Source organism: Lentibacillus persicus, from assembly GCF_900112705.1.
Classification (GTDB): domain Bacteria; phylum Bacillota; class Bacilli; order Bacillales; family Amphibacillaceae; genus Lentibacillus; species Lentibacillus persicus.
In genome coordinates this window covers 276,002-289,145 of the sequence record NZ_FOMR01000002.1, presented here as the reverse complement: position 1 = coordinate 289,145, position 13,144 = coordinate 276,002, and the positions used below count along the sequence as shown (strand labels likewise).

The following is a 13,144-nucleotide window of genomic DNA, read 5'->3' as shown; positions in this document are numbered from 1 at the left end:
GATGCGAAAATGAAACTTTAATTAACAGGGGAGCTTTTTATCTGTTTACGTGATAAATAAGGAGGCATAGGTCCATTGCGAAAAGACCAGAGAAGCAATAATAAAATTCGTCAAGTAACGATTACACCGGACTATATTAAACACCCTGAAGGTTCAGTTCTAATTGAATTCGGGGATACTAAAGTTATATGTAATGCAAGTATTGAAGATCGGGTGCCGCCTTTTATGCGCAATCAGGGGAAAGGCTGGATAACGGCAGAATATGCAATGCTCCCAAGAGCGACGCAGCAGCGCAATATACGGGAATCTTCCAAAGGTAAAGTCAGCGGAAGAACGATGGAAATTCAAAGGCTGATTGGCCGGGCGCTGAGATCTGTAGTTGACCTTAATCGTTTTGGTGAACGGACGGTATGGGTGGACTGTGATGTGATTCAAGCTGATGGCGGAACGCGAACGGCTTCGATCACAGGCGCTTTTGTTGCTGTAGTGCTGGCTTTTCATAAGCTTATTGAAGATAAGAAAATAAAGAAAATGCCCGTAACCGATTTTCTTGCAGCTATTTCCGTTGGCATTACATCAGACGGTACAGAGTTGCTTGATTTGGATTACCAGGAGGATTCTGAAGCGTCTGTTGATATGAATGTCGTTATGACAGGCGAAGGTGAATTTATTGAAATACAGGGCACTGGTGAAGAAGCTACATTCACGGGTGATCAGCTGCAAACGATGCTCGGACTGGCGAATGAAGGTGTAAAGGAATTGAATATTATTCAAAAAACGATTCTTGGAGAACGTGTTAACCGGATTGGTGAAACGGCTCAAACGAAGGAAGATCCATCATGAAAGAGCTCGTCATTGCGACAAAAAACAAAGGAAAAGCAAAAGAATTTAAATCATTTTTTGCTGAATATGGGATTAATGCCATTTCGCTGTTGGAATTAAACGAAGAAATTGATGACATTGAAGAGACTGGATCGACTTTTGAAGAAAATGCAGCTTTAAAAGCAGAACAAATCTCAAGATTACTGCAGAAACCGGTTCTTGCAGATGATTCCGGATTGGTCATTGATGCACTCGATGGACGACCCGGCATTTATTCTGCACGTTATGCCGGCGAACCAAAAAATGATCAGGCGAATATTGAAAAAGTACTGCACGAATTAAAGGACACCACCGAGCGCTCAGCACGATTTGTCTGTATTCTGGCCGTAGCTGTGCCGGGAGAGGACACACTATTCAAAAAAGGCTATTGTGAGGGCAAAATTGCCACGGCACAAGCAGGTGAAAACGGCTTCGGCTATGATCCGGTTTTTATACCTGATGGGTACACACAAACAATGGCTGAGCTTTCAGCTGAAGAAAAGAATAAAATCAGTCACCGGCGTAATGCGATAAAAGCTTTAGAAGATTGGGTCAAACACGAGCAGTAAACAGGTGAGGTGATAGCATGCCAAGTGTATTAATTGTCAGTGACAGCCATGGTTCGAAGGAAGAACTCACGGTGATAAACAACCGTCACAACGCGGATTACAAAATTCATTGCGGTGATTCTGAACTCGAAATGGATGATCCGGTGCTGGATGGTTTTATTAAAGTCGCCGGCAACTGCGATACCGATGCCCGATTTCCAAACGAGCAGGTAAACACGATTGAGAATTTGACTTTTTTTACCGCTCACGGCCATTTACACCAAGTTAAAACCAATCCACTGACGATTGCGTACAGGGCAGAAGAGGAACATGCGCAAGTCGTCTGTTTTGGTCATACACATACTGCTGGAGCAGAAAAAATCGGTAACCAGCTTTTATTAAACCCAGGGAGTGTTTTGCTGCCTCGGGGCAGAACAGAGAAAACGTACATCGTTATGGAGTGGGATACGCTTGAAAACATCGATGTTCGTTTCTATACGGTTGAGGGCGAACATCTTGATGATATATCGATCAATACATCTTTAACTTAATTAAGTGAAATGAAAAAATCCTGGTATCTATGGCGAAAATACCAGGATTTTTTCATCAAGCGTTCCGGCGTGCCCCCGTATCAAGCCTTTCCTTCTAACTTATCAACAATCTGCTTTAAAGCAATTTTTGATTCAGGGAAGTTGTAAATGGGATAGATATGCACCATTTTAGCAGCTTCAATATAATGAACAGATGTGCCTTGTTGTTTTGCAATTGCCACAAATTTCCTGGCATCAGCTGCTAATATATCATGTGTCCCCATAAACAGTGTGATATCTGCCAGTCCATTTAATTCACCATATAGAGGGCTTACTTTAGGATCTTTCGTATCCGTCATACCAGCATACATTTTCCCGGCTTCAATAAGCCCGTCCCTGACAAGGAAGGGATCATGCTTTTCTATTGGAGCAATCTCAGGGTTTGTTAAAGATAAATCTAACCAGGGAGAGATCAGAATAATTTGCTCGGGCTGCTCGAGTTGTTTTTCCTTTAGTAATTGCGCTAGTACGAGTGCAAGTCCACCACCGGCTGAGTCCCCCATGATAATCATGTTTTCCTGATTTTTCGTCGTGTTTAATTGTTGCATATACAATTCATAGATGAACGGAAGCGTATGTTTATACGTATGCTCCGGGGCTAAGGGATACAGTGGAACGACGATGGGACAATTTAATTTATCAACTAACTTGCCTAAGAAATTCCAGTGCAGTCTTGATATTCGATAGACATAAGCCCCGCCGTGCACATAAAAAATCGGTTTGTTGTTATTTTTTTGATTCGGCCGCAGCTCGTAATAATAATTGCCGTTCATTTCACCCTTTTTGATTATTAGTTTTTGATGTAACTTTTTAGGCGGCTCGTCACTCAGCTTTCTTCTCATTTCAATTGCTTTCATCAGGTCGTCTCCCGACTTTTTCCAGAACTTTTTGCTGTTGCTGAGTTTCAGTAACAGTTTGAACCCCTTGCTTTTTAAACTTTCCTTTGAATAGCTATCCCCTGTCTCCATCATTTTTTCTCCTGCCGATTTTTATTTAACTTCATTTTAACATTAATAGCACTTGCTAACGAGTTCTTCTGCTTTAAACAATACTTCTACGATAGGTTTATACTTATCTGACAAGGGCCTCCTCTTTTCGGCAATTTTTCTAAAGTTTATAGTCGTCTGCTGTTTCTATCTTTGGCTTCTTCAATGTGTTAAAATAAGCTGGAATTCAGAAGAAAGGGGCTGGAACGGGATGGGAGACAATACTTGGTATCCATTGGACAATGCCGGGAAACTATATTCATCTATCATTTCTTCACGTGCGACAACCTTATTCCGACTTTCTGCGACACTTACTTCTCCTGTTCATCCAGACTATTTACAGCGCGCCCTGGAATTAACATTGGAGCGCTTCCCTCTTTTTAAGGTGCAATTAAAGCAAGGGTTTTTTTGGTATTATTTTGAACAAACAGACCGAACACCGGAAGTGGAAAAGGAAAAATATCATCCGTGTATCAGTTTATCGATTAAAAAACGCGGATCATTTCCGTATCGGGTGTATTATTATAACAACCGGATTGCGCTGGAGCTGTCCCACAGTTTAACGGATGGTACGGGAGGTCTTCGGTTTTTAAGTGAGGTTATCCGCCAATACTTACATTTAAAGGAATCGATTCCAATTAAACAGGAAACGATTAGTGATGAGCAACTGCTATCAGAAACAGAGAATGCGTTCAGAAAGTACTATAATAAAGACATCCCCGCCCCAGGAACGCGTTTGGGAAAATCATTTAAATTACCGCTTTCATTGGATAAAAAGGGCCATTATCATATTGTCACTGGTATTATCGATATCAAGGAGTTGAAGGAAAAGGCGAAGGCGTATCATGTCTCCATCAATATCTTCCTGACAGCTGTTTATATGGAAAGTCTGTTAAAACTTCAGGACAAGATAGCTATCAAAAAGCGTCCCGTTGTCATTAACGTTCCAGTGAATATGCGCTCATTTTTTGAAAGTGAGACGATGCGTAATTTTTTTGTAAGTATTACACCTTCGATTGACGCAAGGCTTGGGGAATACACTTTTGAAGAAATTATCCAGGAGCTGAAAATCGAGTTTAGCCGCTTACTCACACCAAAGAAGTTGAGTCAGTATATCCATCGAAGTGTGATTGCTGAAAAATCTCTCACTCTGCGCTTAATGCCATCGCCGGTTAAAGATATGATTGCGCCTTCCATTTATTCTTTTTTTGGGGAAGGACAATATACAAGCGGTTTATCGAACCTCGGCATTGTTCGTATGCCGGAAGAAACGGAAGATTATATTGAAAGAGTTGAGTGTTATCCACCTCCCAGCATTGGTAACAAGGTGAAAGCAATGATTACCAGTTACCATGATCAGATGTATATTTCATTTGGAAATTTATCAAAGGACCGTATGCTGGAGCGGGAATTTTTCCGGAGAATGCGAAGGCTGGGAATGGAAGTGACGATTGAAACAAACGACGAGGAGATGTGAAGATGGCTTATTGTCCGAAGTGTGGCATACAAGTGGAAGGCGATAATCAGCCATGTCCTCTTTGCAGCTTTCCTATTCCTAAAGTAAATGAGGAAGATACGGAAGGGCTGCGGGTGAGAAAATTCCCTAAAACAGCGAATCCGTATCCGGCTTATATGAGAAGGGTACTGAACCGGATTTTTATATTGATCACGTTATTAGTGTTCGTGGCTGTCTGTCTGATGTTTTACACTGATTATATTATGAATGACAGGTTCACATGGTCAAGGTACAGCAACTTGAGTGTTTTTGCCGGCTGGGTTCTGCTGTTCTTTTCATTCGGTTATGTGCAAAGTTATTATAAGGTTATTATTGGTATTGGTCTGAATGCGCTTATTTTATTATTTGGATTGGACGTTTTTGATGGCAAGCTGGACTGGTTTATGCCGTTAGCTTTTCCGATTGTTACGGGGGTTACGGTGATTTGTGTCTGTTACTGGAGTGTCATCCGAGTGTTATCGGTTAGGAGCTTTAATGTGATTGGGTCACTTTTTATGACACTTGTGATTCTTGCCATGTGGATTAACTTTTTCATTCAAAGTTATCAAAGTGAAACAAATCTATGGACCTGGATCATTGTTACAGTACTGCAATTAATCCCGGTATTATTAATCATGCTCGTTGTGAAATATGTTGTGCCTGAACGAATCAAACAAAAAATTGCAAGAAAGTTTCATTTGTGAAGAGTCGTTGTTTTAATGGAAGGTGTTATCTTGAAAATAAGGCTGCCAGTTGAACATGAAATGGAATATTTGTGAGAGGGGAGCAGTTCCCCGAACCAGCGACCATCCCTTTTTATGGTAAGCGGGTGAAAAGAGATAATAAAAAGGCCAAATCCATTGACAATAATGGGATTTGGCCTTGAAAATTTCAAGCGTCCCAGGCAGGATTCGAACCTGCGACCTACAGCTTAGAAGGCTGTTGCTCTATCCTGCTGAGCTACTGGGACATAGTATGTATGGAGCGGGTGATGGGAATCGAACCCACGACATCAGCTTGGAAGGCTGAGGTTTTACCACTAAACTACACCCGCAGGTAAAATTTGACCTCAATTTAGTTTATGCTCAAAGAACCCATGCTCGTCGTGTTGCAAGTACACTCAAAGCAGCGGCACTCCTCGCAACTCGAAGTGAACTCGGCGGAAGTTCAGCTCGTGGCTGAGGTTTTACCACTAAACTACACCCGCAAACAGAGTAGATGATTTTTTTGACGGACAAACATTATTATATTCACTCTACACAGATTTGTCAATAGTATAGCGGCAAGAGCTTTGCATATGATACGATAAGATATGAAATAATAGCGCATAATAGGTTTGATATTGCCTGTTCAGGGGTAATGCTATTTATTATGACGCAGATCTTATTTGGAGAGCGTGCAGTCTGCCTGGGATAGGGCAGGGACCTTTTGTTTAAGGACGGGCACTATATATAAAATCGAAAGGAGGGAGTACATGAGCGATCATTCTGAAAAAGTGGTTCTTTTTCCAAAATGGCGTAAAGTTTTAGAAGAAGACAGTTTAAATGCGCTCAAAGAGAAGAGATATGAGGAAGCATTGGAAAAGCTTGATCAGTTGCTTCTTTTCGGGGAACAGAATCATGAAGTAAATATAGGAAAGTTAATGTGTCTGATGGAATTGAATCGATTTAGAGAGGCGCAGGATTTTTGCGAAGCATTGTTACTGCATAAAGATGAGCATTATTATCATTATGTGCATATTTATTTAACGGTCTTATTCCAGACAAGTCAGTACGAGTTACTTATGGACCAGGCTGAACGGGAACTTGAAACAGAGACAGTCCCTGAGGAAATGAGAGAGCAGTTCAAGCAATTATTTGAAATGAGCAAAAAAATGCGGCATGATATACGCATTGAAAAAACCCCAAAGTACATGGATGATTTATTTAAAGCGGTGAAGGAAGAGAACCACACAGGACAGTATACGTTAATTGACCAGATTCGAAAAAATGGCATGATGCCGACTGAAGAAATTAAATCACTTCTGAAAGATAATCGGGTGCATCCCGTTACGAAAACAGCTATTTTCCTATGGCTGAAAGATAACTATATTTCAGAAGAAGTGGCTATACATAAATTAGGGATTAGTCAGACTATAAATCCGGATCATATACCTGCTTTAAAGGACCATCCAACAATGCAGCAGCTGCGATGGGTTATAAGTGAGTTGGAACATGAAAATCCTACATTATATAAGATGATGGATGAATTATTAGAGCATTATCTCTATGTGAGGTATCCAATGATGCCTGATGCCGAAGACACCTCTTTAATAGCTGAGGCTTTAACGGCGATAGGGAAGACTTATTTGGACATACATATAAATGATCAATCTGCTAATAGCAAAGTAATGCAGTATATGGATGAAATCAAAATGTGTGAAGCGCTGTATGCCACCATAATCGAAGTGTAAAGCAGTGCGGCAGCGTGTTATGGTTGAAAGGTCCCACATATATGTTATAATGAGTTGGTGCAAATTTGCTCATATATATATAGATATGGTAATGACCCGTTATAATTAAAGGAATAATAGATTTTGGAGGGTATGATATGTCAGCAAAATGGGAAAAACAGGAAGGTAATCAAGGTGTTCTGACAATTGAAGTCAGTTCCGACGAATTCGATAAAGCTTTGGACCAGGCTTTTAAAAAAGTTGTGAAAGATGTGCAAATCCCTGGCTTCCGTAAAGGAAAAGTTCCACGCAAAATTTTTGAATCACGCTTTGGTGTTGAGTCATTGTATCAGGACGCAGTGGATATTGTGTTGCCGGAAGCTTACACGAAAGCGGTCGAAGAAACAGAAATTGAGCCGATTGAACAACCTGAGGTTGACATTGAACAAATTGAAAAAGGAAAAGATTTAATTTTCAAAGCGACTGTCAATGTTAAACCTGAAGTGACACTTGGTGAATATAAAGGTTTGGAAGTTGAAGAAGAAACAGTTGAAGTTACTGATGAAGATGTGGACCATGAATTAGAGCATCAGCGTGAACATCATGCCGAGCTGATTGTTAAAGAGGAAGGCACCGTTGAAGAAGGCGACACGGTGGTCATGGATTTTGAAGGCTTTATTGACGGTGAAGCGTTTGAAGGCGGAAAAGGTGAAGATTACTCACTTGAAATCGGATCCGGCCAATTTATTCCAGGTTTTGAAGAAGAATTAATCGGTAAAAATTCAGGTGAAGACACGGAAGTCAAGGTTACATTCCCTGAAGATTATCACGCTGAACATCTGGCAGGTAAAGACGCTGTCTTTAGTGTTACAATCCATGACATTAAAACGAAAGAACTGCCTGAATTAGACGATGAATTTGCAAAAGATGTTGATGAAGAAGTCGAGACACTTGATGAACTGAAAGAAAAGAAAAAAGAAGAACTCCAAAGCCAGCGAGAACAAGAAGCTGAAAATCAAAAACGGGAAACGTTGATTGAAAAAGCGTCCGATAACGCTGAGGTCGAAGTTCCGGATGCTATGGTTGAGAGTGAACTTGACCGCATGCTGCAGGAATTTGAACAGCGTCTGCAAATGCAGGGAATGACGCTGGATATGTACTATCAGTTCTCAGGCCAGGACAAAGATGCCTTGAAGGAACAAATGCGTGAAGACGCAGAAAAGCGTGTTAAAACGAATTTAACGCTTGAAGCCATATTCTATGCAGAAAACCTTGAGGTAACTGACGAGGACGTTGATGAAGAATTGAGCAACATGGCATCAATGTACGGTACAGACGTTGATCAGCTGAAACAAATGCTGGGCGGCAATACTGACGCGCTTAAAGAAGAGCTTAAATCCCGCAAATCCATAGAGTTCTTGGAGGAGCACAGCAAAGCCGTTTAATGACAGATATGAATAGCGTTTCTCATCATGATAAAGCAAGGTGCGAAGGTCGTACCTTGCTTTATGCTTTCGTAATTTTTGTTATCTTATCCGACAAGTCCTCATAGGATAGATAAGTATAAGGACGGAATAAGTTAATTTTTATGACAAACCTTATCTGTGAATCACTGAGGCTGTTTGAATTATTTAATTTACTCACAGATAAGCCTGAGAAGAGTTATTATTTTGTTTTCGCATAGTGATTTGATATGATGACTTTAAGTTAAAATGTATGCAAAACTTTAGGAGTGAAAAGTATGTTTAAATTTAACGAAGAGAAGGGACAGCTTAAATGTTCATTCTGCGGGAAAAGCCAGGATCAAGTTCGTAAATTAGTAGCCGGGCCGGGCGTTTATATATGTGATGAATGTATCGAACTTTGCACCGAAATTGTGGAGGAAGAGCTTGGAACTGAAGAAGCAACTGAGTTTGAAGAACTTCCGAAACCTAAAGAAATTAATGAGACACTTGATGATTACGTTATTGGCCAGGAAGAGGCAAAGAAGAATTTGTCAGTGGCGGTTTATAACCACTATAAGCGTGTTAATACACCGCAGCAGAATTCTGATGATGTAGAACTGGCAAAAAGTAACATTGCCATGCTGGGACCGACCGGGTCAGGTAAAACATTGCTGGCTCAAACGCTTGCGCGAATCCTGAATGTTCCATTTGCTATGGCAGATGCGACATCTTTAACTGAAGCGGGTTATGTTGGTGAAGATGTTGAAAACATTTTGCTGAAGCTGATTCAAGCGGCAGATTATGATGTGGAAAAAGCCGAAAAGGGTATTATCTATATCGATGAGATTGATAAGGTCGCACGTAAATCAGAGAACCCATCCATTACCCGCGATGTTTCTGGTGAAGGTGTGCAACAGGCACTCTTGAAAATATTGGAAGGCACGGTTGCGAGTGTGCCGCCACAAGGTGGACGTAAACATCCGCACCAGGAATTTATCCAAATTGATACAACCAACGTGTTGTTTATCGTTGGCGGAGCATTCGACGGTATTGATCAAATCGTTAAACGCCGATTAGGTAAGAAAGTGATTGGCTTTGGTTCGGATAATACCGAGCAGGATTTGGATCAGAGCGAATTGCTGCAGAAAGTATTGCCTGAAGACCTCCTGCGATATGGTCTGATACCTGAATTTATTGGCCGTATTCCGGTTATAGGAAGCCTGGCTCCATTGGATGAAGATGCGCTTGTTGAAATTTTGACAAAACCTAAAAATGCGCTTGTTAAACAATATGAAAAACTCTTTGAAATTGATAATGTAGAACTTGAATTCGAAGAGGAAGCGCTGAGAGGTATTGCCCATAAAGCTATTGAGCGAAAAACAGGGGCACGCGGATTGCGTTCAATTATTGAAAGTATCATGCTGGATGTTATGTTTGAACTGCCATCACGTGAAGATATTGAAAAATGTATTATTACAAAAGAAACTGTGATAAACGAAAATGGCAGACCAAAATTAGTTTTCCATGACGGCACGGTACAGGATGAGAACGAAAAAATTCCTAAAGAGAGCGCATAAGCAAGTCAACATCGTTTATTATCGGGACTGACATGTGTTGGCCCCTTTTACAGGCTGTTTAAAGAGGCTGACTGTTGGTGTCAGTCTCTTTCTATGTTTAACCTGGTTTTGAGTAATTCTGCTATGACAGGTCATACTAATTCCTGACTCTCATAATTTACAAATAAGAATCTTTTAATTAGACTTTTATCAATAAAGCATTGTTGTTAAAACAAACAGCACCTTACATATTTAATACATAAATGGAGGCAGACTCAATGACGACTGAAACAACACAATTACCCCTCCTGCCATTGCGAGGCATACTCGTCTTTCCCTCTATGGTTTTACACCTTGACGTCGGACGTGATAAATCGATTGCTGCGCTTGAAAAAGCAATGATGGGAGATCAAACGATTTTTCTTGCTGCCCAAAAGCAAGTCAGCTTGGATGATCCAGAAGAAAAAGATATATACCGGACTGGAACGCTTGCATATGTTAAACAGATGCTTAAACTGCCGAATGGTACAATGCGCGTATTGGTAGAGGGTTTGGACCGTGGCGAAATTGTTCGTTTTATAGATGACGATCAAGACGAATTCACTGCAGAAATTTATAAAATTAATGATGAACATGGTGAGCAAAATGAAGAGGAAGCGTTAATGCGATCGCTTCTAAAGCAATTTGAACAGTACATAAATGTTTCACAAAAAATTACAAAGGAAACATTAGCTACTGTTTCAGATATTGACGAACCAAGCAGGTTAGCCGATATCGTAACTTCCCACTTATCATTGAAAATAAAAGATAAACAAGAACTGCTGGAAATGACAAATGTCAAACAACGACTGCAGCATTTGATTGAGCTCATTACAAATGAAAAGAAAGTGCTCGATCTCGAAAAGAAAATTGGTCAGCGTGTTAAGACGTCGATGGAAAAAACGCAAAAAGAGTATTACTTGCGCGAGCAGCTTAAAGCAATTCAAAAAGAGTTGGGTGAAAAAGAAGGTAAAGCAGGTGAGGCGGACCAGCTAAGAGAAAAAGTTGAAGCATCCGATATGCCTGAACGGATTGTCGAGGTCGCCATGAAGGAACTGAACAGGTTTGAAAAAGTGCCGCAAAGTTCGGCTGAAAGTTCGGTTATTCGAAACTATATCGAGTGGCTCCTGGCTATCCCCTGGACTGAGAAAACGGAAGACATGATTAATATCGATAAAGCACATGCAATACTTGACGAAGATCACTATGGGCTTGATAAGGTGAAGGAACGCATATTGGAGTACCTCGCCGTACAAAAGTTGACACAGTCGATTAAAGGGCCAATTCTCTGTCTTGTAGGGCCACCTGGAGTTGGTAAAACATCTCTGGCCAACTCAATTGCTCGCTCAATTAATCGGAACTTTGTCCGCATTTCACTTGGGGGCATCCGCGATGAAGCTGAAATTCGGGGACATCGCCGCACGTATATAGGTGCAATGCCCGGCAGGATTATCCAGGGAATGAAAAAAGCAAAAACCGTCAACCCGGTTTTTCTGCTTGATGAGGTAGACAAGATGGTCAGTGATTTCCGTGGCGATCCATCCTCCGCCATGCTTGAAGTATTGGATCCTGAGCAAAACAGCAATTTTAGCGATCATTTTATTGAAGAAACGTATGATTTATCAAATGTGCTTTTTATTGCAACTGCTAACTATGTCAATAATATCCCCGGACCGCTGCTCGACCGGATGGAATTGATTAATATTGCAGGCTATACAGAAGTAGAGAAATTGCATATAGCCAAAGAACATCTGCTGCCGAAACAACTGAAAGAAAATGGGTTAAAAAAGGGGAATCTTCAAATCCGGGATGAGGCTCTGATGACGTTGATTCGCACCTACACACGCGAGGCAGGTGTGCGTAACCTTGAGCGTCAGCTTGCAAAAATATGCAGAAAAGCAGCAAAAATTATTATTTCCGGTGAAAAGAAACGTGTCATTGTGACGAATAATAACCTGGAAGAATTGCTTGGTAAAGCGCTCTTCCGATATGGTCAGATGGAACAGGAAAACCAAATTGGTGCAGCAACCGGGCTCGCCTATACAGCAGCTGGCGGTGATACATTATCAATTGAAGTATCGCATTATCCCGGTAAGGGAAAGCTGACACTCACCGGTAAACTTGGTGATGTGATGCAGGAATCTGCTCAGGCAGCTTTCAGTTATATTCGCTCCCGCGCAAAAGAGCTGGACATCGATCCGGATTTTCACGATAAAAATGATATTCATATCCATGTCCCTGAAGGTGCTACGCCTAAAGATGGCCCTTCAGCTGGTATTACAATGGCGACAGCGCTTGTTTCAGCCTTAACCGGACGCGAAGTTCGAAAAGAAGTGGGTATGACGGGGGAGATAACATTACGTGGACGTGTATTGCCAATCGGCGGCTTGAAAGAAAAGTCCCTGAGCGCACACCGTGCTGGCTTAACGACGATTATCATTCCCGAAGAAAATGAAAAAGATATTGATGATATTCCTGAGAGTGTACGTGAAAACCTGACTTTCATTAAGGTTAACCATTTAGATCAGGTATTATCATATGCATTAATGGAGGAGAAACATGAAAGTAACTAATGCAGAAATTGTTATAAGCGCGGTCAGTCCAAAGCAATATCCGAATGACCGGCTTCCTGAAATTGCGCTGGCCGGGCGGTCCAATGTGGGAAAATCATCGTTTATCAATAAACTCATCCAACGAAAAAATTTGGCCCGGACATCATCAAAGCCGGGCAAAACACAAACGCTGAATTTTTATAAAATAAATGACATGTTTTATTTCGTCGATGTGCCCGGGTATGGTTATGCTAAAGTGTCTAAAACAGAACGGGAAAAATGGGGTATCATGATGGAAGAGTATTTTGCCATGCGTGATACGTTGAGGGCATGTGTCATGATAACGGATATCCGGCATGAGCCGACTTCTGATGATGTTACGATGTACAATTTTTTGAAGCATTATGAACTGCCGGTTATTATAATTGCAACGAAATTGGATAAAGTTACCAAAGGAAAGCGTGCAAAGCACATCAAACAAACTTACCAGGGGTTAAGCATCGAAGCAGGTGATGCACTGATACCTTTCTCTGCAGAAACGGGAGAAGGAAAAGAAGATGCCTGGCAAGCGATAAAACAGTTTATTTAATACTTTCTAATAGAAATAATCCATCCCGCACGTCGAGGATGGGTTATTTCGT

The 13,144-nt window shown here is 41.1% G+C and carries 11 protein-coding genes and 2 tRNA genes; 10 read left to right on the top strand and 3 right to left on the bottom strand.

Annotated features, from left to right (window positions below; translation table 11 throughout):
- Positions 1-75 precede the first annotated feature (75 nt).
- Genes rph through BMZ22_RS03735 form a run of 3 tightly spaced genes read left to right on the top strand, consistent with a single transcriptional unit; the run spans position 76 to position 1,960 of the window.
- Complete coding sequence (gene rph / locus BMZ22_RS03745; RefSeq protein ID WP_090081612.1) at positions 76-843, top strand: ribonuclease PH; 768 nt, start codon at positions 76-78, stop codon at positions 841-843.
- Positions 840-1,430 (top strand): XTP/dITP diphosphatase, encoded by a 591-nt coding sequence (locus tag BMZ22_RS03740; RefSeq protein WP_090081609.1) that lies wholly within the window; start codon positions 840-842, stop codon positions 1,428-1,430. Before rph ends, BMZ22_RS03740 begins: the two co-directional genes overlap by 4 nt.
- Before the next feature lie 17 nt (positions 1,431-1,447).
- Complete coding sequence (locus BMZ22_RS03735; protein ID WP_090081605.1) at positions 1,448-1,960, top strand: YfcE family phosphodiesterase; 513 nt, start codon at positions 1,448-1,450, stop codon at positions 1,958-1,960.
- Between the two features lie 80 nt (positions 1,961-2,040).
- On the opposite strand, the gene BMZ22_RS03730 is transcribed toward BMZ22_RS03735, so the two are convergent.
- Complete coding sequence (locus BMZ22_RS03730; RefSeq protein WP_177183341.1) at positions 2,041-2,967, bottom strand: alpha/beta hydrolase; 927 nt, start codon at positions 2,965-2,967, stop codon at positions 2,041-2,043.
- A gap of 229 nt (positions 2,968-3,196) precedes the next feature.
- On the opposite strand from BMZ22_RS03730, the gene BMZ22_RS03725 reads away from it, so the two are divergent.
- Positions 3,197-4,462, top strand: coding sequence for an alcohol acetyltransferase (locus tag BMZ22_RS03725; RefSeq protein ID WP_090081598.1), 1,266 nt, complete (start codon positions 3,197-3,199; stop codon positions 4,460-4,462).
- A gap of 2 nt (positions 4,463-4,464) precedes the next feature.
- Positions 4,465-5,184, top strand: coding sequence for a DUF6320 domain-containing protein (locus BMZ22_RS03720; RefSeq protein WP_090081594.1), 720 nt, complete (start codon positions 4,465-4,467; stop codon positions 5,182-5,184).
- 192 nt (positions 5,185-5,376) lie between these two features.
- Here the strand turns inward: BMZ22_RS03720 and BMZ22_RS03715 are convergent.
- Together BMZ22_RS03715 and BMZ22_RS03710 are read right to left on the bottom strand one after the other, a co-directional pair.
- Positions 5,377-5,450 (bottom strand) — tRNA-Arg (locus tag BMZ22_RS03715).
- Between the two features lie 10 nt (positions 5,451-5,460).
- Positions 5,461-5,534: transfer RNA gene (locus BMZ22_RS03710), tRNA-Gly, on the bottom strand.
- A 420-nt stretch (positions 5,535-5,954) separates the two neighbouring features.
- Here BMZ22_RS03710 and BMZ22_RS03705 point away from each other — a divergent pair.
- The 5 genes from BMZ22_RS03705 (at position 5,955) to yihA (ending at position 13,092) form a co-directional block, all read left to right on the top strand.
- On the top strand, positions 5,955-6,932 hold the full coding sequence (locus tag BMZ22_RS03705; RefSeq protein ID WP_090081590.1) for a tetratricopeptide repeat protein: 978 nt from the start codon (positions 5,955-5,957) through the stop codon (positions 6,930-6,932).
- A gap of 137 nt (positions 6,933-7,069) precedes the next feature.
- A complete protein-coding gene (tig, locus tag BMZ22_RS03700) occupies positions 7,070-8,356 on the top strand; it encodes a trigger factor (protein ID WP_090081588.1) in 1,287 nt (428 codons plus the stop codon).
- 296 nt (positions 8,357-8,652) lie between these two features.
- Entirely contained in the window at positions 8,653-9,933 is a 1,281-nt protein-coding gene (gene clpX, locus BMZ22_RS03695) for an ATP-dependent protease ATP-binding subunit ClpX (protein WP_090081585.1), read from the top strand.
- A gap of 257 nt (positions 9,934-10,190) precedes the next feature.
- Positions 10,191-12,524: an endopeptidase La gene (gene lon, locus BMZ22_RS03690; protein ID WP_090081582.1), complete on the top strand. Its 2,334-nt coding sequence runs from the start codon at positions 10,191-10,193 to the stop codon at positions 12,522-12,524.
- Positions 12,511-13,092: a ribosome biogenesis GTP-binding protein YihA/YsxC gene (gene yihA / locus BMZ22_RS03685; RefSeq protein ID WP_090081578.1), complete on the top strand. Its 582-nt coding sequence runs from the start codon at positions 12,511-12,513 to the stop codon at positions 13,090-13,092. Before lon ends, yihA begins: the two co-directional genes overlap by 14 nt.
- The last annotated feature ends 52 nt before the right edge of the window (positions 13,093-13,144 follow it).

Bases quoted from the DNA above. Each gene is read 5' to 3' on its own strand.
- BMZ22_RS03730 (WP_177183341.1), bottom strand. From the start codon at position 2,967: ATGGAGACAGGGGATAGCTATTCAAAGGAAAGTTTAAAAAGCAAGGGG.
- clpX (WP_090081585.1), top strand. From the start codon at position 8,653: ATGTTTAAATTTAACGAAGAGAAGGGACAGCTTAAATGTTCATTCTGC.
- tig (WP_090081588.1), top strand. From the start codon at position 7,070: ATGTCAGCAAAATGGGAAAAACAGGAAGGTAATCAAGGTGTTCTGACA.
- BMZ22_RS03740 (WP_090081609.1), top strand. From the start codon at position 840: ATGAAAGAGCTCGTCATTGCGACAAAAAACAAAGGAAAAGCAAAAGAA.
- BMZ22_RS03725 (WP_090081598.1), top strand. From the start codon at position 3,197: ATGGGAGACAATACTTGGTATCCATTGGACAATGCCGGGAAACTATAT.
- BMZ22_RS03720 (WP_090081594.1), top strand. From the start codon at position 4,465: ATGGCTTATTGTCCGAAGTGTGGCATACAAGTGGAAGGCGATAATCAG.
- lon (WP_090081582.1), top strand. From the start codon at position 10,191: ATGACGACTGAAACAACACAATTACCCCTCCTGCCATTGCGAGGCATA.
- BMZ22_RS03705 (WP_090081590.1), top strand. From the start codon at position 5,955: ATGAGCGATCATTCTGAAAAAGTGGTTCTTTTTCCAAAATGGCGTAAA.
- BMZ22_RS03735 (WP_090081605.1), top strand. From the start codon at position 1,448: ATGCCAAGTGTATTAATTGTCAGTGACAGCCATGGTTCGAAGGAAGAA.
- yihA (WP_090081578.1), top strand. From the start codon at position 12,511: ATGAAAGTAACTAATGCAGAAATTGTTATAAGCGCGGTCAGTCCAAAG.